Source organism: Flavobacterium rhizophilum (assembly GCF_046000485.1).
GTDB classification, from domain to species: Bacteria; Bacteroidota; Bacteroidia; order Flavobacteriales; family Flavobacteriaceae; genus Flavobacterium; species Flavobacterium rhizophilum.
In genome coordinates this window covers 132608-155350 of record NZ_JBELQB010000006.1, presented here as the reverse complement: position 1 = coordinate 155350, position 22743 = coordinate 132608, and the positions used below count along the sequence as shown (strand labels likewise).

24 protein-coding genes are annotated in these 22743 nt (G+C 39.6%); 16 read left to right on the top strand and 8 right to left on the bottom strand.

Translation table 11 applies throughout. The annotated features are described in order from the left end of the window. Positions 1 to 13 precede the first annotated feature (13 nt). The 4 genes from ABS768_RS09490 to ABS768_RS09475 all read left to right on the top strand — a co-directional run bounded on the left by ABS768_RS09490 (position 14) and on the right by ABS768_RS09475 (position 3410). Positions 14 to 1012 (top strand): DUF2157 domain-containing protein, encoded by a 999-nt coding sequence (locus ABS768_RS09490; RefSeq protein WP_408074733.1) that lies wholly within the window; start codon positions 14 to 16, stop codon positions 1010 to 1012. 27 nt (positions 1013 to 1039) lie between these two features. Then, positions 1040 to 1285 (top strand): hypothetical protein, encoded by a 246-nt coding sequence (locus ABS768_RS09485; RefSeq protein ID WP_408074732.1) that lies wholly within the window; start codon positions 1040 to 1042, stop codon positions 1283 to 1285. Next, positions 1275 to 1832 carry a GDYXXLXY domain-containing protein gene (locus ABS768_RS09480; RefSeq protein ID WP_408074731.1) on the top strand — a complete coding sequence of 186 codons (558 nt, stop codon included), beginning with the start codon at positions 1275 to 1277 and terminating at the stop codon, positions 1830 to 1832. Before ABS768_RS09485 ends, ABS768_RS09480 begins: the two co-directional genes overlap by 11 nt. Positions 1833 to 1949: 117 nt before the next feature. After that, entirely contained in the window at positions 1950 to 3410 is a 1461-nt protein-coding gene (locus ABS768_RS09475) for a hypothetical protein (RefSeq protein ID WP_408074730.1), read from the top strand. A 67-nt stretch (positions 3411 to 3477) separates the two neighbouring features. Here ABS768_RS09475 and ABS768_RS09470 read toward each other — a convergent pair whose 3' ends face one another. The 6 genes from ABS768_RS09470 to ABS768_RS09445 form a co-directional block, all read right to left on the bottom strand. Further along, positions 3478 to 4260 carry an enoyl-CoA hydratase/isomerase family protein gene (locus tag ABS768_RS09470; RefSeq protein WP_408074729.1) on the bottom strand — a complete coding sequence of 261 codons (783 nt, stop codon included), beginning with the start codon at positions 4258 to 4260 and terminating at the stop codon, positions 3478 to 3480. A gap of 11 nt (positions 4261 to 4271) precedes the next feature. Next, positions 4272 to 5777, bottom strand: coding sequence for an ATP-binding protein (locus ABS768_RS09465; protein WP_408074728.1), 1506 nt, complete (start codon positions 5775 to 5777; stop codon positions 4272 to 4274). An 8-nt stretch (positions 5778 to 5785) separates the two neighbouring features. Then, positions 5786 to 6337, bottom strand: coding sequence for a CopD family protein (locus ABS768_RS09460; protein ID WP_408074727.1), 552 nt, complete (start codon positions 6335 to 6337; stop codon positions 5786 to 5788). Beyond that, positions 6337 to 7677: an MATE family efflux transporter gene (locus ABS768_RS09455; protein WP_408074726.1), complete on the bottom strand. Its 1341-nt coding sequence runs from the start codon at positions 7675 to 7677 to the stop codon at positions 6337 to 6339. The genes ABS768_RS09460 and ABS768_RS09455 overlap by 1 nt, the downstream gene beginning before the upstream one ends. Next, positions 7677 to 8708 (bottom strand): ferrochelatase, encoded by a 1032-nt coding sequence (gene hemH / locus ABS768_RS09450; RefSeq protein WP_408074725.1) that lies wholly within the window; start codon positions 8706 to 8708, stop codon positions 7677 to 7679. Before hemH ends, ABS768_RS09455 begins: the two co-directional genes overlap by 1 nt. A gap of 194 nt (positions 8709 to 8902) precedes the next feature. Beyond that, positions 8903 to 9775 (bottom strand): helix-turn-helix transcriptional regulator, encoded by an 873-nt coding sequence (locus tag ABS768_RS09445; protein ID WP_408074724.1) that lies wholly within the window; start codon positions 9773 to 9775, stop codon positions 8903 to 8905. Positions 9776 to 10003: 228 nt separating this feature from the next. Here ABS768_RS09445 and hemA point away from each other — a divergent pair, with 228 nt between their 5' ends. The 12 genes from hemA to ABS768_RS09385 all read left to right on the top strand — a co-directional run bounded on the left by hemA (position 10004) and on the right by ABS768_RS09385 (position 20653). Then, positions 10004 to 11260: a glutamyl-tRNA reductase gene (gene hemA, locus ABS768_RS09440; protein WP_408074723.1), complete on the top strand. Its 1257-nt coding sequence runs from the start codon at positions 10004 to 10006 to the stop codon at positions 11258 to 11260. Then, positions 11257 to 12177, top strand: a complete 921-nt coding sequence (hemC, locus tag ABS768_RS09435; protein WP_408074722.1) for a hydroxymethylbilane synthase — start codon at positions 11257 to 11259, stop codon at positions 12175 to 12177. The genes hemA and hemC overlap by 4 nt, the downstream gene beginning before the upstream one ends. A 3-nt stretch (positions 12178 to 12180) precedes the next feature. Next, positions 12181 to 13917, top strand: a complete 1737-nt coding sequence (locus tag ABS768_RS09430; RefSeq protein WP_408074721.1) for a TrkH family potassium uptake protein — start codon at positions 12181 to 12183, stop codon at positions 13915 to 13917. 11 nt (positions 13918 to 13928) lie between these two features. Continuing rightward, positions 13929 to 14615, top strand: coding sequence for a potassium channel family protein (locus ABS768_RS09425; RefSeq protein WP_157484574.1), 687 nt, complete (start codon positions 13929 to 13931; stop codon positions 14613 to 14615). A gap of 12 nt (positions 14616 to 14627) precedes the next feature. Then, the gene (locus ABS768_RS09420) at positions 14628 to 15311 is read left to right on the top strand and encodes a uroporphyrinogen-III synthase (protein ID WP_408074720.1); all 684 of its coding nucleotides are present in this window, start codon (positions 14628 to 14630) and stop codon (positions 15309 to 15311) included. Positions 15312 to 15346: 35 nt separating this feature from the next. Next, positions 15347 to 16369, top strand: a complete 1023-nt coding sequence (gene hemE / locus ABS768_RS09415; RefSeq protein ID WP_408074719.1) for a uroporphyrinogen decarboxylase — start codon at positions 15347 to 15349, stop codon at positions 16367 to 16369. Positions 16370 to 16440: 71 nt separating this feature from the next. After that, positions 16441 to 16809, top strand: coding sequence for a hypothetical protein (locus ABS768_RS09410; protein ID WP_408074718.1), 369 nt, complete (start codon positions 16441 to 16443; stop codon positions 16807 to 16809). A 6-nt stretch (positions 16810 to 16815) separates the two neighbouring features. Beyond that, positions 16816 to 17370 (top strand): GNAT family N-acetyltransferase, encoded by a 555-nt coding sequence (locus ABS768_RS09405; RefSeq protein WP_408074717.1) that lies wholly within the window; start codon positions 16816 to 16818, stop codon positions 17368 to 17370. Continuing rightward, on the top strand, positions 17360 to 18262 hold the full coding sequence (hemF, locus tag ABS768_RS09400) for an oxygen-dependent coproporphyrinogen oxidase (RefSeq protein WP_408074716.1): 903 nt from the start codon (positions 17360 to 17362) through the stop codon (positions 18260 to 18262). The genes ABS768_RS09405 and hemF overlap by 11 nt, the downstream gene beginning before the upstream one ends. Then, positions 18253 to 19206: a DUF4421 family protein gene (locus tag ABS768_RS09395; protein WP_408074715.1), complete on the top strand. Its 954-nt coding sequence runs from the start codon at positions 18253 to 18255 to the stop codon at positions 19204 to 19206. Before hemF ends, ABS768_RS09395 begins: the two co-directional genes overlap by 10 nt. A 13-nt stretch (positions 19207 to 19219) precedes the next feature. Further along, entirely contained in the window at positions 19220 to 20197 is a 978-nt protein-coding gene (gene hemB / locus ABS768_RS09390; RefSeq protein WP_408074714.1) for a porphobilinogen synthase, read from the top strand. 45 nt (positions 20198 to 20242) lie between these two features. Continuing rightward, on the top strand, positions 20243 to 20653 hold the full coding sequence (locus tag ABS768_RS09385) for a c-type cytochrome (RefSeq protein WP_408074713.1): 411 nt from the start codon (positions 20243 to 20245) through the stop codon (positions 20651 to 20653). Between the two features lie 51 nt (positions 20654 to 20704). Here the strand turns inward: ABS768_RS09385 and ABS768_RS09380 are convergent, their stop codons facing one another. Then, positions 20705 to 21391, bottom strand: a complete 687-nt coding sequence (locus ABS768_RS09380) for a response regulator transcription factor (RefSeq protein WP_408074712.1) — start codon at positions 21389 to 21391, stop codon at positions 20705 to 20707. Further along, entirely contained in the window at positions 21388 to 22668 is a 1281-nt protein-coding gene (locus ABS768_RS09375) for a sensor histidine kinase (protein ID WP_408074711.1), read from the bottom strand. Before ABS768_RS09375 ends, ABS768_RS09380 begins: the two co-directional genes overlap by 4 nt. Positions 22669 to 22743: the final 75 nt, after the last annotated feature.

The following is a 22743-nucleotide window of genomic DNA, read 5'->3' as shown; positions in this document are numbered from 1 at the left end:
AAACCAATCACCTATGAGTTCTATAATTAAAGACTTGCCGGAACTGATAAGTCATAAAATTATCAGTGAACAAACGGCAAAAGATATAGAGCGGTATTATGCCGCAAAAAAAGAAGATCAGGGGAGTAATACCCTAATGATTTTTGGTAGCATAGGCGCCATACTTGTGGGGCTGGGTATTATTTTGATATTTGCCCATAACTGGGATAATTTTTCAAAATCGGTTAAAACCCTACTGGCAATAGCACCTTTACTGTTATGTCAGGTTGCCGCCGGATATGCCATACTTAAAAATAAAAGCCAACTATTTAAGGACATAGCAGGGATACTATTGTTTTTTACGGTAGGTTCGTCAATAGCACTGGTAGCTCAAATTTACAATATACCCGGAGATCTTGAAGGTTATCTTTTAAGCTGGACTTTACTGTGTATGCCTTTAATGTATTTATTGAGGTCCAATATGGTAGCATTTCTGCATTTGGGCTTTATTACCTATTATGCGGTTGTAGCGGGTTATTTTGAAACCGAAAGGCCGTGGCCTTACCTGTTACTTTTAGGTGCTTTTATTCCTTTTTATTTAAGGAGGCTTAAACAACACCCTTTTGGAAGGATAACATCGTTATTTAACCTGCTTTTTCCGTTAAGTCTTATAATAACCCTTGGAGCTTTTCTTGCCGGGGTAGGTGAGTTTGGTTTCCTTGTTTACATGGCACTACTGGGCTTTATATACAATACCGGAGTTTTACCAAAACTGGAAAGCCGCAATGATTATTTAGGACTGGGGTCGGTTGGTATTGCCTTTATATTGCTGTTCTCTTCCTTTAAATGGGTATGGGAAGAAATGGAAACCCAACAGGTTGTAGAAAGTTACTATATTATACTTTGGGCAATATTGTTTGGGGGTATGGTATATATGGCGATAATAAACGGGGGGGAAGCACTTTTACAAAAATGTCTTTCAGGCAGTAACGGTACTGTTTCCGGCTGTGTATCTTATAGGTATGGCAGATAGCGTGCTTGCAGCATACTGGATAATATAATGGTTTTGGTACTAGGGATAATAACTGTAAAACACGGTATTGATAAGGTTGATTTCAGGAAGCTTAATTTCGGGTTAACAATTATTGCGGCCCTTATTATCTGTCGTTTTTTTGATACCAATATGACTTTTGCTGTGAGAGGTGTGTTGTTTGTTTGTGTGGGTATAGGCTTTTTTATAGCCAATTCCATGCTTGTTAAAAAGAGAAGAGCTAATGTTTTAAATATGACAGACGATGAAAACTAAAAACATGTTTATACTATTTGTGGTTGTGGCAATAGCTCAGGCATTTGTTCCCCTAAAAATGATATATGATACAGAGAAAATAAATGACGAGGGCACGGTATATAAATTTAAAACTCAGCCCATAGATCCTAATGACCCTTTTAGGGGTAAGTATGTAACCCTACGTTTTGAAGCTGAAAATTTTAAAACTACCGATACTACATGGAACAGAAATGAAGATGTATATGTTTGTATTGAAAATGACAATGAAGGATATGCTAGTATAAAGGAAATTTTAAAGGAGAAGCCTCAAGAAGGGGACTACTTTAAAGCTAAAACAGTTTATTTTGTATCAGGCGGACTACGCCTTAATTTTCCTTTTGACCGTTATTATATGGAAGAAAGTAAAGCGCCTCAGGCAGAAGTTGCTTACAGGAAATACAGTACTGCCGAAAACCCTAAGCCTGCATATGCATTAGTAGCCATAAAAGATGGTGAAACCTATTTAAAGGATGTTATTGTTGATGACAAACCTATAAGGGAATATGTTATAGAGCAACAGGAATAAAAAAAGCCTCCGTTTCGGAGGCTTTTTTTATAAGAGTAAATTTATATATGGAACGTATGTTGTTTCTTATTAGGATATTAAATGGTTTTTTCTACTTTTGCTCAAAAATATAAACTGATGAGACACCTTTACCTTTTAATGCTACTATTTCCTTTAGCATTGTTTTCCCAATCTATTAAAATAAAAAAAGATATACTTCTGTTTGATAAAACCGATGTAGCCATCCTTAAAGAACTTGGAGGTGATGAATATGAGTTTTCGACATTAAACGGTACGAAACAGTTTACTGTTAAGTACCTGGGGTTGTCTGAAGGGACAACGGTTTTATACCAATGGCTTACTGTAAAATCGGCAGATGGGTCTAAGACCTCTGAAATCCCTTATGAAGTGCTTCAAACATCATTTAATTCGACCAAAATAATCGTTAGGCTGCTTTCTGAAAAGTACGGATTAATAGATATGAAGGGTATTAATCAGCAAAAGCTTCAGGAGTTTTTTGATACTCCAAGGGAAAACCTGAGCGAGAGGTATACTAAAGCCGTTGTTATTGCTAAAGAGGAAGCAAAAGTTGCCCAAGAGCAGTATGCTGCTAAAGTGGGAGCTGTAAGACCTTTTGTTAAAAATGATGGGACAGTTGTTTCGGGAGGGTCTAACGGAACTAAAATAATAGGTAAGGTTGCTCCTATTAGTAATTATACTTTTATGGGTAATAACGGTCCTATAGAGGTATATGATCTTGACGGTATTCTTGTGGCAAGTGCTGAACTGGTTGATAATGTGGATAATGATTTGAATGTTACTTTGTTTAATGATAATAAATTTAGCTATAGAGCAAAGAGAAGGTATACCGCGACCGATAATAACCTGTTTCTTACACAGCTTGTTGAAGAGCTTGTTGCCAGGGATATTACCTTAGGACACCAGGCGAAAAGTTATAGAAACAGACTGCATAATGAAAAGGTAGCGCTTGCAAAAGAGAGAAGTGGTAATTTATACAATATAAAGGGGTATGCTATTGATGATAAGGGTAAAAAATATATAGGAACCCTTACTGCGCTTTTTGAAAAACTTGATGTTAATCAAACAGGAGATAATCAGGTTGTAGATGCTATTGATAATTATGGGAAAAAAGTTACTGTGAGCTATAAAAATGAAAAGGGGAGAGACAGATCTACAACTCTTACAGCATCTGACGGTACAAGGTTTTGTGTAATCAATTCAGACGGTTCAGAAACCTGTTTTATAGGAATGAAAGTAAAGGGCGATGCTATGAAAAAGCTATCAAATGCTATGTCATTAGGGTTTAATAATGCTTATTTCTATCAACTGGTTTATGAAGCAAATGGTAATCAGGTTTTAAAAGATCCTATTGAGGAGGATGTTTATGTAATTAAACTTAAAGATGCCAAACAGGGACAAATGATTGATGCCCGAAACAATGATAAGCTTTCTGCAGAGCTAGCAGAATACCTTTCCGGCTGCAAAGAGCTTAGCAGAGAAATAGATACAGGAGTTTTTGACCTGAAAACCCAACAAAACCTTATTCAGATAGTAGATGAATATAATGAATGTAAATAGAAATAGATAAAGTACATAATAAAAAGCCGCTCATTGAGGGGCTTTTTATTTGTTTGTAAGAAATATATTATTTCCCCGGGAAATCTGCTTTTCTCTTTTCAAGGAAAGCGGTTGTTCCTTCTTTAAAGTCGGCAGTGCCAAAAGCTTCTCCAAAGGCTTTGATCTCTGCTTCATATCCGTTAACGCCATCTTTAAAGTTAGCATTGATAGCCTTGATAGCTGCTGATATTGCAACAGGTGAGTTTTTCATGATTTTTGAGGCAATACCTTTACAAAAATCTAAAAGCTCTGCCTGTGGTACAACGTGGTTTACCAGTCCGTAAGCCTTAGCGTCTTCGGCACCTATCATTCCTGCTGTCATAATCAGTTCCATAGCACGGCCTTTACCTACAAGCTGAGGTAAACGTTGTGTACCGCCGTAACCCGGTATAACACCTAGAGATACTTCAGGTAGTCCCATTTTAGCATTGTCTGATGCTACCCTGAAATGTGCTGCCATGGCAAGCTCCAGTCCGCCACCTAGGGCAAAACCGTTTACTGCGGCAATAACCGGAGTAGAAAGGTTTTCTACAAAATCGAATAATAGTTCCTGACCTTTAGCTGCCAGTTCACCACCCTGAGCCACGTTAAAATCGGCAAATTCCGATATATCTGCTCCGGCAACAAAAGCCTTCTCTCCGCTTCCGGTTACAATAATGGCTTTTACTTCCTTATCGGCATCAAGAGCTTTAAAAGCCTCGTGAAGTTCCTGTATAGTAGCTTTGTTTAGTGCGTTTAGTTTTGTAGGCCTGTTAATGGTAACTATTGCAAGCCCGTTTTCTTTTTCTGCTAAAATATTTTCGTAGTTCATTTGAGTTTATTTTAGTTATTGTCTGTTTCTTTAATAGGTAAATCACTATCGGTAATTGGTAGGGAAACCATGAATTTGGTGCCTTTACCCAGTTCACTTTCAAAGGAAATGGTTCCGTGGTAATTCTCCACGATGTTCTTAATAATCCCAAGCCCAAGTCCCATACCGCTTGATTTGGTCGTGAATTTAGGTTCAAAAATACGATTTTTATTCTCTACGCTTATTCCCTTACCGTTGTCTTTAACTGTTATTTTTACAAAATTGCCTTCACGGTAAACACGTACCTGTACAATAGGGTTGTGCTGATCTTCCGGTATGGCCTGTATCGCATTTTTAACCAGATTGGTAATAATACGTATTAACTGGGTACGGTCCATACGGGTAGTGATGTCTGGTTCCTCGGCAATAAAGGAGATAAAGCCTTCATTAAATATTTCAAGCGCCAGCTGGACAATCTTAACGATATTAACCGTTTCGTTTTGCTGTGCCGGCATTGAGGCAAAGCTGGAGAAAGCCGATGCCACCGAGCTCATAGTGTCTATCTGTTGGATTAGTGTTTTGGAAAACTCGTCCAGTTTTTTCTTAATATCGGGGTCATTTGGGTCAAACCTGCGCTGAAAGCTCTGTACCGTAAGACGCATAGGGGTAAGCGGATTCTTAATTTCGTGTGCTACCTGTTTTGCCATTTCTCTCCATGCCTGTTCCCTTTCGCTTTGTGCCAGTTTTGTGGCACTGTCTTCCAGGTCGTCTACCAGTGCATTGTATGACTTTACAAGCTGGTTGATTTCCTGTGGGGAATCGTCCATGTGTATTCTTTCGTTTGTCTGGCTCAGTCGGGTTTCCGCTATCCTTTCACTAATAGCTTTAAGCGATTTGGTAATAAAGCTGGAAAGGAAATAGGCTACAATTATCGAAATAAGGAGCATAAAGGAATATACCTGCCCAAAACGCATAAAGAAATTGCGCTGTTCCTTTTCATAATACCCTTCGTCCTTTATATAGGGAAGGTTAAGTATTCCCAAGGGTTTGAATTTGGTATCGTTAAGATAACTGTAGGAGGACCGGAATTTTTGTCCGTCAATATTTTTAAGGTCTACATAGCGTTTTTCGGCAGTACTTCGCAGTACCCTCAAAATATTTGGAGGTATAGTAGTATTGTCTACAGTATCTACCGAGAACCCTGCTTTAGATGATTTTAATAAATGTCCGTTAAGGTCATAAATGTTTACTTCCAGTCCGTGGATATTAGCCAGTTCATGAATCCTTTCCCTGAAAATAAGCGGAAGGTTTTCGGTAGAAAGCGGGTAGGTTGTGGTAGAAAGGATATAATTAATATGCTCCTTTATGGCATTTTCCTTTCGTTCCAGCCTGTCTTCATGGTATTCTTTTGCCTCTTTGCCAAACTGGTAAATGGAAACCGCAGCAATAAGTAGCGAGGCTATAAGGGTCACCAATATCATGGAGAGGAATATCCTTACCCTTAGCGACCATTTTCTTATCTTAAACTGCTGCTTCATTTAACGCATTACGAGTTGTTTTTCTCCCTAATCCTTTTATAAAACTTAAAACCAAGCATTATTAGTATGGAGAACAGTAAAATACCTACCACGCCATAAATCCAGTTTACGGCATTTTTTAAAATTACTAAAAAAACAACGGCAAATAAAATTATGGTAGCCCCTTCGTTCCAAATACGCATAAAGTTTGAGGTATGTTTTATCTCGTCACGCTGTAGTTGTTTGAAAATGGAGTGGCATTTTAAATGATATAGGTATAACAGGAATACAAACCCCAGTTTTACATGCATCCAAGGCTGTGACAGCCATGCGTTACCGGTAGGGGTAAAAAACAGCATCCAGTAGGCAAAAATACTTGCCAGTACTGCCGATGGCCAAGTAATAATATACCACAGCCTGTAAGCCATAAGTTTGTATTGTTTGATAAGTATTTCTTTTTCGGGCGAAGGTTTATCGTTAGCCTCCAGGTGGTATACAAATAGCCTTACAATGTAAAAAAGCCCGGCAAACCAGGTAATCACAAAAATGAGGTGTAATGATTTTATATAGTTATATTCCATTATTCTTTTTTAAGATGGTGTGTCATTTCCTGCCTTAAAAACAGCCCTGTTACTATGGTAGAGAGCACATCTGCAATGGGGAATGAAACCCACACACCAAAAATACCAAAAAACTGTGGTAAAATAAGCACCAGCGGGATTAAGAAAAAGCCTTGCTTGGAAAGTGTGAGTAACAGGGCTTTTGTGGCCTTACCGGCAGCCTGAAAATAAGCCGCTCCTATTAGTTGTACCGCAATAATGGGCGATGCTGCAAATACCCATCGCAAAGCACCCGGGGTGTCGGCTATTACAATAGCATCGGTTGTGAATACCGATACTATAGGTTTGGCAAAGGTTAGCACTACTATAAAAACAATTACTGCAAAAAGCGCGGCATATTTTATAGAGGTAAAAATGGTTTCTCTAACCCTGCTGTAGTTTTCGGCGCCATAGTTATAGCCGGCAATAGGCATAAAGCCCTGTGTAATTCCCAGTACCGGAAAAAGAGCAAACATAAGCATACGGCTTATTATACCATATACGGCAACGGCGTGTTCGCCACCTTCGGCATATAAGGTATGGTTAAGAATAATTGCCAGTATGCTTATTACACCCTGCCTTGCAAAGGTTACAAAGCTTAGCGAAAGTATTTCGCGAGCCAGTTCCTTATGGAAAACAAAATGCTTCAGTTCCAGTTTCAGTTCGCTTTTATAAATAAAGAACCAAAGGATGTACAAAAAGCAAAGAAAAAAGGAGAGTGAGGTTGCCAGAGCAGCACCAAATACACCAAGGTTTAATACCTTTATGAATATAATATCCAGTATGATATTTGAAACTGCCGAAATGATCATGGCCACCATAGCATGGCGGGATTTGTCTTCGGCACGTATAACGTTGTTCCCGGTCATACAGAATGCCTGAAAAGGTACGGCAAAAAGTATGGGTAAAAAGAATTCTTTAGCCGGTGCCATAATATCACCGTTGGCTCCAAAGGCAAAAAGTACCTCTTCACTAAAAAAAAGTCCTATGATTACAAATAACGATGCAATCCCAAAGGTCATCATGATTTGATGAGCAAAGGTATTAAGAGCTTTTTCGCGGTTGCCCTTACCCAATGCCCGGGATAGTACTGAACTACCCCCTATACCGATAGCCATACCCATGGAGGATATGAAAAAGGTAATGGGCATAACAACCGAGAGGGCTGCTATGGCCAGAGCACCTATCCAACGGCCTACGAATATGGTGTCAATAAGGACATTAACTGTCATGAACAGGATGCCTATGGAAGCAGGAACCGACTGTTTGAAAAGCAGTTGCTTAATGCCCTTATTGGCTAAATCCGTAGAGGTTATAGACATTATACCACAGGTTTTTCTGCGTTAGCCCACTCGTTTATCCAGTTTGCCACCACATCAACCCATTCATTATTATCATTAAGGCAAGGAATAGCATGGAAGTTTTCACCTCCGTGCTCTTTAAAGTCTTCGTTGGCACGCATGGCAATTTCTTCCAGTGTTTCAAGGCAGTCTGCCACAAAAGCAGGGGTAACCACGGCAAGGTTTTTAATCCCTTTTGCCGGCATGTTGTTTATTTCGACATCGGTATAAGGTTCAAGCCATTTGTCGCCCGCCAGCCTTGACTGGAAAGTAAGCGAATATTTATCTTCAGGGATACCCAGTTGTTCCACTACCAGTCTGGTGGTTTCATAACACTGGTGGCGGTAGCAGGATTTATGTGCTGCCGACGGTGTTGTGCAACAGGTATCGTTTATTTTACAATGTGATTTGGTCACATCGGTTTTTCTTATGTGGCGTTCCGGTATACCGTGGTAAGAGAACAGCAGGTGGTCATAATCAAAACCTTCCAGAGAGCTTTTAATGGAGTTTGCCAATACTTTAATATAGTCGGGCTTATTGTAAAACGCAGGGACATCGGTAAATGTCATTTGCGGGAATTTCTTTTTGCGAATTTCTTCTGCTAAGACTAAAATAGTAAGGGTAGAAGCCATGGCATATTGCGGGTAAAGCGGGAAAAGAAGTACTTCGGTCACACCCTGATCTGCCAGTTGCTGTAATCCGGTTTCTATAGATGGTTTACCATAACGCATAGCCAGTGCTACAGGGAGTTCGGTTTTTTGTACCACTTTTTTGTGCATCCTTTCAGAAAGCACGATAAGCGGAGACCCTTCGTCCCACCATATTTTTTTGTAGGCTTCTGCCGAATCTTCCGGCCTTTTTCTTAAAATGATACCTCTAACTAAAAGAGCTCTTAGTAAAAAAGGAACATCTATAACATACTTGTCCATAAGGAACTGATCCAGATAGGGCTTCACGTCTTTTGGTTCCGGACTGTCCGGAGATCCAAGGTTAACTAACAATACACCTTTCATGTTTATCTTACTGTTGTTGTTTTTAGTGTTTGTCCGGCAAAGGTCATCAAAAACCATGCTCGGAATATCAAAAATCTTATTTTTAACGAATGTTGAATGTTTATGATTTAACGGATTTACTGCAATTTTATCAAAAACATTAAAATCAGATGCTTTCTTCTAATAATTAGTTTCTATCCGTTTATAAAAAGAAATTAGGCATTAGGGTTTATAGACATCAGGTATTTTTTAGGAGTAGTACCAAATTTCTTTTTAAAGGCAGCAATAAAATGGCTGGCGGTACTATAGCCTATTCTTAACCCTACCTCGTTTACATTATAGGTGCCGCTGTCCAGCAGTTTTCGGGCATACTCCATTTTATAGTCAAACAAAAAGCTGTATACACTGTCGCCATAAATTTGCTTAAAGCCCATTTTAAGCTTTTTCAGGTTAATACCTACCTGATCTGCCAGCTCCTGTAGCCCAGGTGGCTCGGCCATATTAGCGATAACAATATCTTTGGCTTTCCGTATTTTTATTACGTTGTCCTCGTCTACCAAAAACGGACACTGTTCTGTATTGGCGTCTTCATTACGGTTAAAATACAGGCTAAGCAGCTCGTATACCTTTCCTTTAAAGTACAGTTTCCTTATGGACTGATGCAGGTTAAAGTTAAACAGCTGATTTAGCGCAATGGCCATAGACGGGTTAATTTTATCGTCCTTATAGTATTTTTTGTCAATGTTCTCAGAACTAAGGAACGGAATATAGTCGGCCTCTTCCGAGAAAAAACTGTGAAATTTTTTGATAGAGATAAGTACCGATATTACCCACGAATGCGGAGCAATTTCAAGGTGTACCGGGAGTTCCTTTTGCGGATTGTATAGAAAAAGAGATACCTCTTCCCTTAGGTCTAAGGCATAACGCCCCTGGTTGAATATAAACTTGGCCCTGCCTTTTAGTCCAAAGTGAAACTGTATAAGATCGGTATTTACATCTCTTTCAAAATGAGAGGTTTCGTTACTGTCGTTCTGGAAACGCAGTACAAAAAAATCATCCTCAATTTTAATTTCCTCGTGAGAACCCATAGCGATATTTTTTTAGCGGGATTTTTTAAAATATAAAATCCTTTTATTTAGAATTGTTCTAAACTGTATTTTCGCAAAACATTGATTTCATTGCAAATTTAGGGTATTTAAGCATTAAAAATGCATTTTGAGTTAAAATATCCCACAGCGATACAAAAAGAACTTTGAGCGTTATTTTTTAATAAGCCTTAATGATAATTTTGTGATACTTTTAGGAAAGTGAGTACTATGGAGAATAATAACTTATCGAGGCACCTATACTTTTATGCGATAGGATTGAGCTACAAAAAGGCGGATGCCGAGATTAGGGGTAAGTTTAGCCTGAGCAATGAAGCAAAGACTGACGTACTTGAGCAGGCTAAAAATGAAGGGATAAGCAGCCTTGTTGTAATATCTACCTGTAACAGGACAGAGATATACGGGTTTGCGCAGCACCCGTTCCAGTTAATCAAATTACTTTGCGATAACAGTCAGGGTTCTGTAGAGGAATTCCAGCAGGTAGCTTTTGTTTTTAAAGGCAAGGAAGCCATCAATCATATTTTTAGGGTAGGTACCGGGCTTGACAGCCAGATACTGGGTGACTTTGAAATTATAAGCCAGCTTAAAAGCGGTTTTGTGGAATCTAAATCAAAAGGACTTGCCAATGCCTTTATGGAAAGGCTGGTAAACAGTGTTATACAGGCAAGTAAGAAAATAAAGAATGAAACTGAGCTTAGCTCTGGAGCCACTTCGGTTTCTTTTGCATCGGTTCAGTACATTATGAATAATGTGCAGGATGTTTCCAATAAGAACATACTGCTTTTCGGTACCGGAAAAATAGGCCGAAATACCTGCGAGAATCTTGTTAAGCATACCAAAAATGAACATATCGTTTTAATTAACAGGACTAAGGAAAAGGCAGAAAAGATTGCCGGTAAATTTAATCTTGTGGTGAAGGACTATGATGTGCTTCCGCTGGAAGTGCCAAAGGCCGATGTACTTGTTGTGGCTACAGGAGCACCTGTGCCAACCATAGATAAAGATATACTGGTATTAAATAAACCGCTTTTAATACTTGATTTATCCATCCCTAAAAATGTTCATGATAATGTAAGGGAACTGGATAATGTCACTGTTGTGCATCTTGATGACCTTTCTAAAATTACCGATGATACGCTGGAGAAAAGGAAAAGACACATTCCTGCTGCCGAATTAATCATTGAGGAAATTAAGGATGAATTCATCAGTTGGATGAATGCCAGGAAGTTTGCTCCTACCATTCATGCCCTTAAAGAAAAGCTTAACTCAATAAAAGAGACCGAACTTAGCTTTCAACGCAAAAAAATAAGTAATTTTGATGAGGAACAGGCTGAGATAATCAGCAAACGATTAATTCATAAAATTACAACACATTTTGCCAATCACTTAAAAGACAATGATACCATGGTAGATGAGAGCATCGAGTGGATAGAGAAAGTCTTTAAGATTGAAAATACTTCGAAATGAACAAAGCCATCAGAATAGGCACAAGAGATAGTGAGCTTGCCCTTTGGCAGGCTCATACTGTAGAAAAGAAGCTGAATGATTTAGGATATGCTACCGAGATTGTAGCAGTAAAATCAGAAGGCGACGTTGTTTTAGATATTCCCCTTTACGAGTTTGGAATAACAGGTATATTTACCAAAACCCTTGATATCGCTATGATAAAAGGACAGGTGGATATTGCCGTGCACTCCATGAAAGATGTGCCTACAGCCTTGCCAAAAGGTATAGTACAGGCTGCTGTTTTAGAGCGTGCCAATGTGCGTGATATACTGGTACATAAAGGGAACCTTGATTTTTTATACGATGCGGGTACTATTGCTACGGGCAGCCTTCGCAGGCAGGCACAATGGCTTAACAGGCACCCTAACCACAAGGTGAATGATTTGCGTGGTAACGTGAATACAAGACTTAGAAAACTTAGTGAGAACGACTGGAACGGTGCTGTATTTGCAAGTGCCGGACTGGAGCGTATAAATCTGCTTCCTGAAAACCACTTGGTGCTGGACTGGATGATACCTGCCCCGGCGCAGGGAGCCATGCTTGTTGTGGCTATGGAGGAAGATACCTATACAAGGGAAGCGTTGGCAAAACTAAACGATAATAAAACCGAAGTGGCTACCCACATAGAACGTCAGTTTTTAAAGAAACTGGAAGGGGGCTGTACGGCACCTATTGGTGCACTGGCTACTATTGAAGATAATGAGATTCGCTTTGAAGGCGTGTTGCTCTCTATAGACGGGAAGCAGAAAATACACGTTGAGAAAGCTATGGCGGTCTCGGGAGACTTTAGTAACTTTGGTAATGACTGTGCTGAAGAAGTGCTTGCGAATGGAGGAAAGGAATTAATGGCGGAGATACGCGAAAAACTTAAAAAATAGGCAATGGCTAGAAACCTGTCATATACATTATCAAAAATATACGGTTTTATTGACATCCTTTTAATAGTCTTCCTGATTTTTGATTTTGGCTATGAGAATATCATAACAGACTGGCTTAATCATAAAACACTTTATTTAACCTTTTTGGTATTGCTCCTTATAGGGTTTAATATGCTCAGGATTAAGCATGCCTACAAACCGGGCAGGCGTAAAATGTTTAAGGCCAATATGCTGGTGCTTGTAGTTACTTTTATACTGGCCTCGATAGCTTTTATAACCGGTGACGAGTACGGGCGGCTTAATGATGTAAACTTTATACTCGATACGGGCCTTATACTTTACTTCTTTTTAAGGCTTACTAATCTTATACGTAAGTTATACGACATTTACTATAACCCTACTATTTTGTTTGTGGGGAGTTTTGCCATTGTAGGGCTTATAGGAGCTTTTTTATTAATGCTGCCTAATGCCACAACAAACGGCATAACCTTTACCGATGCCTTTTTTACCTCAATTAGTGCGGTGTGTGTTACCGGTTTGGTAGTGCTTGACACGGCTAAAGATTTTACCTTTATGGGTAAAACGGTAATACTGGTTCTTATCCAGGTGGGCGGTATAGGGATGCTTACCTTTACCTCTTTCTTTGCTTACTTTTTTAAGCAGAGTTCCTCATTTAGGGAAGGGATGAACGTAAGTAGTTTTGTGGAAAGCGAAGGGCTTCATGATGTAATGCGCCTGGCTATGCGTGTGGTAGTATTTACCCTTAGTATAGAGATAGTGGGCGCCTTTTTTATTTACTACAGTATTAATGATGTTGCCGAGATAAAGAACAAGTTTTTCTTCTCGCTGTTTCATTCTATTTCGGCTTTTTGTAATGCAGGATTCTCTACGCTTTCCAGCGGACTGAACGATACAGCACTACAGGAGGCATACCAGTTCCAGTGGATTATAATGCATCTTATTATACTTGGCGGACTGGGTTATAATATAGTATTCAACTTTTTGCGCTATATAAAGCGATTTGTAATGAGTATGGTGGCAAACAGGAGAATGTATACCACAGTGAGGGTTATTACATTAAACTCCAAAATAGTGGTGATTACCACAGCTATACTGTTAACGGGAGGTACGCTGTTTTTCTTTTTTGCGGAGAAAGGGCATTTGTTCCAAAACGAATCGTTTTACGGTAAGGTTACATCGGCGGCGTTTACCTCGGTTACTGCCAGGACTGCCGGATTCAATACTTTTGATTTTGCCGATCTTTCAATGCCGGCCATCCTTTTTGTTATCTTCCTAATGTGGATTGGTGCCTCACCTGGATCTACCGGAGGAGGTATAAAAACCAGTACCTTTGCACTGGCTACACTAAATATAGTGGCTATTGCAAAAGGTAAGGAACACATTGAATTAAGAGGCCGAAAAATAAACAATCAGTCGGTTAAACGTGCTTTTGCCATTATATGTATTTCGCTAATGGTAATAGGTTTGGGTATTTTAATGATACTGTTTTTTGAGAAAGATTTTACCCTTATACAAATAGCATTCGAAACGTTCTCGGCCTTTAGTACCGTTGGGCTTAGCCTGGGTATTACGGCAGGGCTTAGTGTAGGCAGTAAATATGTTTTAATATGTGTAATGTTCTTTGGTAGGATAGGTTTACTCAACCTTTTAATAGGTATGATGAAACGACTGCATACGCAAAACTATAACTACCCTGAAGAGAACATTTTAATTAACTAAAATAAAAGAATATGAAGATTATCATCTTTGGATTGGGAAATTTCGGGATGTCACTGGCGGTAAACCTGACAGAGACCGGAAATGAGGTTATTGGGATTGATAATAAGATGGATAAGGTAAATATCGTTAAGGATAAGATTTCGCATGCCATATGTATGGATGCTACTAACGAGCAGGCCTACAAGGCTCTTCCTATAAAGGATGCCGATATTGCCGTTATCGCCATTGGTGAGAACGAGGGAGCAGCCATTATTGCGACAGCGGTAGTTAAAAAGCTTACCAATGCAAAAATCATTGGGCGTTCGTTATCTCCTATTCACGATACGGTACTTAATGCAATGGGAATTGAGAATATTATTCACCCGGAGCAGGATTTTGCCGATAGGCTGGCCAAGAAAATAAACCTTAAGGGGATAGTGGATAACTTTAATATCGATAAAAACTATTCGATATCTGAACTTAAGGCAGGGCCTGAATTTGCCGGGAAAACACTGGAGGAATTAAACTTTCAGGAAAAGTTTACTCTTAGGGTTATTACTATATTAAGGAGAAAAGTAAGAAAAACCATTTTGGGCACTACAAACTTCGTACAGCAGTCGGAAGGATTTGTAGACAAGAATACGGTTATAGAAGAAGGTGATATACTTGTGGTATTTGGCCTTAATAAAGATGTGGGCAAATTTTGCAGCCGCAGGTAAAACAGTAAAGGTTTGGAAGGCGGTATTCGTATATTATCCACTAAAAAACTGCAGGGAAACCACAGGCAGTACCTGCTTAATGCAGGGCTTAGTGTTTTGGAAGCCGATTTTATCACTACGGTAAACAAACCGTTTGAACTGGGTGATATACCCCATAACCTGATTTTTACGAGTCAGAATGCATTTAAAAGTTTCCTGCTTAACGGTAGGAGTACACAATATAAGGGGAGCAGTATTTTTTGTGTGGGAACCAAAACGGCCGAGCTTGTAAAACAGCATGGATATACCGTTGAGGTTTGTGCCGATTATGCCAAAGACCTTTCTCAAATAATACTACAACAGTATAAGGAAAGGGATTTTGTATTCTTTTCGGGTAACCTAAGGCAGGATACCTTACCAATGGCCCTTAAAGGAGCGGGTATAAGGCTTACCGAAATACAGGCGTATGAAACGGCATTAACGCCACATAAAATAAATGCCGAACTGAACGGAGTACTGTTTTTCAGTCCGTCGGGGATTGAGAGCTTCCTTCAGGAAAACGAAATAAGCAATACCGTTTGCTTTTGCATAGGGACAACCACCGCAAAGGCTTTACAGGGAATAACAAAAAATATAGTGGTCGCAAACCACCCATCGGTGGAAAATGTGATTATACAATGTATTAATTATTATAAAGATAATCCTGCAAAGTTTTAAAAACCTTGTGAGAGGAGAAGTAATAAACAGAAGAAATGATCAAGAACGACTTATTTTTAAAAGCGCTACGCAACGAAACAGTAGAAAGGCCACCGGTATGGATGATGCGCCAGGCAGGAAGATATTTACCTGAGTTTCGTGCACTAAGGGACAAATATGACTTTTTTACCCGTTGCCAGACACCGGAACTTGCAGCCGAAATCACGGTTCAGCCAATACGTATCGTTAAGCCGGATGCAGCCATTTTATTTTCTGATATCCTTGTGGTACCACAGGCTATGGGTATTGAGGTGCTTATGAAAGAGAATGTAGGTCCGTTTTTACCAAACCCTATACGTACAGTACAGGATGTGGAGAAGGTGCGCATACCTGATATTCATGAGTCACTTGGTTATGTAATGGATGCTATTAAGCTTACCAAAGAGATGCTTAATGATGAGGTGCCGTTAATAGGTTTTGCGGGATCACCATGGACAATTTTCTGTTATGCAGTAGAGGGTAAAGGCTCTAAAAGCTTTGATACGGCAAAAGGATTTTGTTTCTCTCAGCCGGAAGCTGCCCATGCACTGCTTCAAAAAATAACCGATACTACCATAGCTTACCTTAAAGAAAAGGTAAAAGCAGGTGTAAATGCCGTACAGGTGTTTGACAGCTGGGGAGGTATGCTTTCTCCGGTAGATTATCAGGAATTCTCCTGGAAATACATTAACCAGATTGTTGAGGCCCTGGCTCCCGAAACCCACGTTATTGTGTTTGGTAAAGGCTGCTGGTTTGCCCTTAACGAAATGGGACAAAGTAAGGCTTCGGCACTTGGTGTAGACTGGACCTGTTCGGCACGTAATGCACGTTACCTTTCGGGCGGACAGATAACACTACAGGGTAACTTCGACCCTTCACGATTACTATCACCTATACCAACCATTAAGAAAATGGTACACCAAATGATTGATGAGTTTGGTAAGGACAATTATATCGTTAACCTTGGTCATGGTATATTACCAAATATTCCGGTAGATCATGCTAAGGCATTTATCGACGCAGTAAAAGAATATCGTTAATAGTAGTATTCAGGAACAGTAGCAGGCTTTATGGCAGGCTACTGTACACTGATTACGAAACACACAATGTTATGCCGCTTAGTTTAGGTTTAAGGGACGAAGACAACGAAAGGATAAACAATCAGCTTAAAAAACTGATTTCCCTTGTTTTTGTGCCCGACGGATGGAGTGATGATGATATAGATACCCAGCTTGAAGGGATAGGTTTATCATTGCAAAAACTTAAAGCCATTACTCCGGACGCGCTTAATAACCATTTGGCAAAGGCTGGTACAGACTGGCAGAATATGGAGCTTTTTGCCGACTTCCTGGCAAAACTTTCTGAAAAGGAAAACTACAGCGAACTAAAACAAAAGGCTGTATCTTTATATAGTTACATACAATCAGGGAGCAAAGTTTTTTCTTTTGATATAGCAAACAAAATATCCCGGTTAAAATAGCAGGCCATGGAAACCGTAAGCTGGAGAACAGACCGTATAGCACAAATACTTCCGCAGGAGTTTTTCAAACTTGTGGACAGGAACAGGGAGCACATACGCAAAACGTTTCCGGTTACGGCTTTTGCCAATTCTGACCTTGAGAAAACCGAACAGTTCCTTACACAGGCACTGGAAACCGAACAGAAAAAAGAAGGTTATTACTTTTATCTGCGCAGTCCGCTTACCACAAAACTTATAGGTTATGTGGTGATTAAAAACATTTCTGTAAGGACAAGTAAATGCGAACTGGCCTATTTTATAGATATGGATTATGAGGGCAAAGGGATAACAACAAAAGCGGTTGCTAATGCTGTTGATTTCTGTTTTACGGAAATAGGGATGAATAAGGTTTTTATATGTACCTCTCCGGTAAACAAAGGTAGCCAACGTGTTGCCGAAAAAAACGGGTTTGTGAAGGAAGGTGTACTTAGGCAGGAGTTTAGGAACGGATACGGCGAGTTTGAAGATATTATATATTACGGGCTGTTAAAATCAGAACATTACAATACAAATGAAAGATAAATTTTACCAATACATACAGGATTTACAGGATACCATAACATCAAAGCTGGAAGCGGTAGATGGCAAAGCAAAATTCAGGCAGGATCTTTGGGAACGTCCTGAAGGCGGTGGCGGTCGTACACGTGTTATAGAAAACGGTAATGTGTTTGAAAAGGGAGGGGTAAACATCTCTGCCGTACATGGTCCATTACCTAAGGCAATGCAGACTTATTTTAATGTAGGTGATGTTGATTTTTTTGCCTGCGGACTTAGTCTTGTAATACACCCTAAAAATCCGTTTGTACCTACAGTGCATGCCAACTGGAGGTATTTTGAAATGTATGATAAACAGGGTAACCTGGTAAACAGCTGGTTTGGCGGTGGTCAGGATTTAACGCCTTATTACCTTTTTGAGGAAGATGCAAAACACTTCCATCAAACCTGTAAAACAGCATGTGATAAGCATAATCCGGAATTTTATACTAAATTTAAGCAACAGTGTGACGATTATTTCTGGAATGCACACCGCAATGAGGCGCGTGGTATAGGCGGACTGTTTTTTGATCACTGTAAAGCTACCGATAGCTTTAGTATGGAAAACTGGTATGACTTTGTGACTGAAGTAGGTAACAGTTTTCTTGAGGCTTATGTGCCTATCGTTGAAAGAAGAAAAGACACTGAATATACAGAAGAGAACAGGACATGGCAGGAAATACGCCGTGGACGTTATGTGGAATTTAACCTGGTACATGACAAGGGTACACTTTTCGGGCTTAAAACCAATGGTAGGATAGAGAGTATCCTTATGAGTTTACCGCCACATGTACAATGGGTATACGACCACCATCCTGAAGAGGGGAGTGAGGAAGAGAAACTGATAAAAGTATTAATGAAACCGGTTAATTGGGTATAAAAGGATTCATAGGGGTGATATTGCTGACAGGCTCGGGTTGCTTTGCACAAACCGACAGTATTACCAATGCCTATATCCAAAAATTTCCTGATAAGTTATCGGTACAATTGTTTACGCTCAATACCTCAAATCAGTTTACTCTTGATTATGAGGAGATAGGTACAACCATAAATATGGTTCCTAATGAAAGAAGGACACTGGGCGTATCGGTACAGTACGATTTTATATCGTTTAATTTGGGGTTTGCCCCTAAGTTCTTTGCAGAGAATAAGGATAACAGGGATTCTAAGATGACTTCATTCGGGCTTAACCTGTTTCTAGGGAAGTGGATGCAGCATTTTGACCTGTATTATCAAAAAGGTATTTCGCTGGAGGTAGATAATTATGAAAGCGTATACCTATCGGGATTAAAAACCATAAAATTTGGCGGAAGTACAAGTTACGTGTTTAACGATAATTTTTCTTTCCGCGCACTGGCTTTTCAAAACGAAAGACAGCTTAAGAGTACAGGGAGTTTTGCGCCGTCACTAAGTTATTATTACACCGAGTTTAACGGAAAGAAAGAACCACAACTGGGAGGTAAAAGCTATTTTCTGGATGTGGCACTATCTCCGGCTTACAATTACAATTGGGTAGTGGCAAAAAACATACTTATCGCCGGAGGCCTGTCGGTAGGTGCCGGGGTTACGTACACTAGAGACGGTAGTATTAGCGATACCGATTTTTTGACACAGGCAGGTTTAACACTGTCACTGGGGTATAACTCAGATACCTTTTATGGAGGGGTTTATGCTAAAGTTTTAGCATCTAACCATAATGCCGATACGGCTGTAAATATGAATGATACTATTGCTTACGGTACGGTGTTTTTTGGTTACAGGTTTGATCCGCCAAGATTCCTGAAGGAAAAGACAGAAGAGATAAAAGAGAAAATAAAAATTTAAATATTATAAATACATGTTCCCTATACACAGAAACAGGAGATTAAGAACAACCGAAGCCATGCGTGCGCTGGTAAGGGAAACGGTTCTTACACCAAACGATTTTATGTTCCCTATGTTCATTGCCGAAGGGCAAAATGTGGAAATTCCTATACCGTCTATGCCGGGTATTTTCCGTCGTTCCATAGATCTAACGGTTATGGAAGTAAAAGAACTTTGGAGTCTTGGAGTAAAGGCAGTGAATATTTATGTAAAGGTTAGCGATAACCTTAAAGATAATACCGGTAAGGAAGCCTGGAACCCTGACGGATTGATGCAGCAGGCCATTAAAGCCATTAAAGATGCTGTGCCGGGTATGGTAGTAATGCCCGATGTGGCTCTTGACCCATATTCTATATACGGTCACGACGGTATTGTTGAAAACGGAGAAATACTTAATGATCCTACCGTTGATGCGCTTACCCGAATGAGTTTAAGCCATGCCGATGCAGGTGCTGATTTTGTGGCGCCAAGTGATATGATGGACGGTCGTGTGCTGGCTATCCGTAAGGCGTTAGAAGAAAATGGTCATCACAATGTGGGTATCATGAGTTACAGTGCTAAATATGCCTCATCATTCTACGGGCCGTTTAGGGATGCGCTTGACTCTGCTCCCGGGTTTGGGGATAAGAAAACCTACCAAATGGATTATGCCAACCGTATTGAGGCCATTAAGGAAGCATTACATGATGTGGAAGAAGGTGCTGATATTGTAATGGTAAAACCGGGTATCGCTTACCTTGATATTGTACGTGAGGTTAAAAATGCGGTACATGTTCCGGTGTCGGTATATCAGGTTTCAGGAGAGTATGCCATGATTAAGGCTGCTGCCGAAAAAGGCTGGCTGGATCACGATAGGATAATGCTGGAGCAGCTGCATTGTATTAAGCGTGCAGGTGCCGATATTATTTCGACTTATTTTGCCAAGGAAGCCGCTATACTTTTAAACAAATAATATTGTATTGCCTCATCGCCACCCGTTGAGGCATATTTTTATATCATGAAAAAATTACTACTACTGCTATTAACTGTTTCGCTCTTTTCATGCAAACAGGAAGAGAAAAAAGAAACTATTGTTACTACTAAATCATCTGATGAAGGTGCAGAGGCTGCGGGTATATCCCAAGATCCTTCTGTTGCTTTAGGGCGTGATATTTTTAACGGCAAGGGGAATTGTTTTTCCTGCCACAAACCCGATAAAAAGGTTATTGGACCAAGCATAGCTCAAATAGCGCAGATATATAAGGAGAAAAACGGAGATATTGTTCAGTTTCTAAAGGGAAAAGGTGAGCCATTGGTAGATCCGTCACAATATGAGGTAATGAAAACCAACTTTTTAATTACCAAAAACTTTTCAGACAAAGAGCTGAAAGCGCTGGAAGATTATATGTACAGCATTATAGAAAAATAATACAGGTATTGGTGTTCGGTAATTGCTGTGCCGGTTATCGGACACTTAATACTATTCGGGAGCTACCAGTTTAAAGCCTATTCTTGGTATGTTCTCTATACGGATGCTTTCGTCTTCACGGAAGATTTTTCTTAATCGGGAAATAAACACATCCATACTACGCCCCATAAAATAATCGTCGGTACCCCAAAGTGACTTGAGTATTACTTCGCGTTTCAGTATCGTGTTCTTATGTTCTATAAATAGTTTTAAGAGAGCCGATTCCCTTTCGGTTAGCATTATGGTTTCTTTCCCTTTGGTCAGGGCATAATTTTCAGGATCAAATAAAAAAGCACCTATGGTATGGGTAATATTTTTTGCAGCCACATGCTTTTGGCTACGTTGCAAAAACACTTCAATTTTTAAGATAAGCTCCTCAATACTGTAAGGCTTTACAAGATAATCGTCGGCTCCCAGTTTAAGCCCTTTAATGCGGTCTTCTTTAAGGGTTTTTGCCGAAAGGAAAATAATAGGTATTTCCACATCCAGTTCGCGTATTGCCGCAGCGAGATCAAACCCGTCCATTCCCGGTAACATAATATCCAGTACACACAGGTCGAAAGCATTTTTCTTAAAAGCTTCAAAAGCCTCATTTCCGTTAGAGAAGTGTACCACCTCATAGTGCTGTTCCAAATTATCTGATGTGAGGAAAGCCAGAGTGTTATCGTCTTCTACGTAGAGTATTTTTTTCCTGCTCATAGTATGCACTTTTTAGGTATGGCAATGGTTACGGTAATACCTTTATCGGGGTTATTTATTATGCTGATTTTCCATTTATGAAGATCGCATATTTTTTTTACATAAAATAATCCGAGACCGAAGCCTTCAACCTCCTCTTTGTTTTCACGCGGTACACGGTAAAATCGGTCAAAAACATAATCCAAATGGCTTTTAGGAATACCCGGGCCGTTATCGGTAAATCGTATTTCCAGTTTTTTAGGTGTTTCCACAAGGTTAATATTTACCTGCGTACTTCCGTTAGGGCCATATTTTACGGCATTCTCCACTATATTAAAAGCTATATTATAAAAGTGGAACTCATCGGCATATATGCTGTAATCGTCCTTGATACTGTTAAGGTTTATGGTAGCATGATTGTATTTAAGCAGGGCATTATCTTTAACCAGCTGTAGAGAGTCCATAATATTGAATTCCTTTTTATGGATACCGCGGTGCATCCCGTCAGACTTAGCTACGTTCAATACCTTCTCCACATGTTGGTTGAGCTTGTTGCTTTGTTCAATAACAATGTCTAAATATTTATTGAGCTTTGGGTTGGCTTCTATTTCCGGTTGTTTTACCGCATAGTTTGAAGCAATGAGTATGGACGACAAAGGTGTTTTGAACTCATGTGTCATATTATTGATAAAATCTTTTTGGAGTTCGCTGTATTTTTTCTGCTTCAGCATAAGGAATACTGAATATACATAAATAACCAGCACCAGGAACAGTACCCCGGTGTATATCCAGTACTGCTGTAATGACGAAATATAACTGTATTTAAGATCGGGGAAACGCACGGCAAAGTAATATACCAGTCCTTCTTTTTTGGTAAAGCAGTTTTCACACTTCTTTTCATTTTTGACCGAAGTTCCGTTGTCTGTAATATATTTTCCATACACCATCTCGTCTGACGCGCAGTCGTAAATGGCATATTCATAATCCATGTCCAACTTTACCTTCTGGAATTCCAGATTAAGATAGTATTCAAGGATAGGAGCCTCAAAGGCATCGTCTACGTTTACCACATAATAATCTTCCGATACTTTTTTAATAGGCGAAGCAGCAGGCAGGTCGCTGTTATTGTCGCGGTATATTTTATTTACCACATCCTGCAGGGCAAAGTGTATTTTTTCGCCAACTTCCTTTTTTTCAAAAGTATAGGCCTGGTTTAACATGAGCAGTTGCATGATTAGCACACCGCCTATGGCTATAAACCCTATAAATACGACTATATTTAGTTTACTGAATTTCAAAATACCCATTTTATCAGGTCGATATTACTGTAAAAAACGCTACTGTACAACACGTTAACATGTTATTAACAAGAG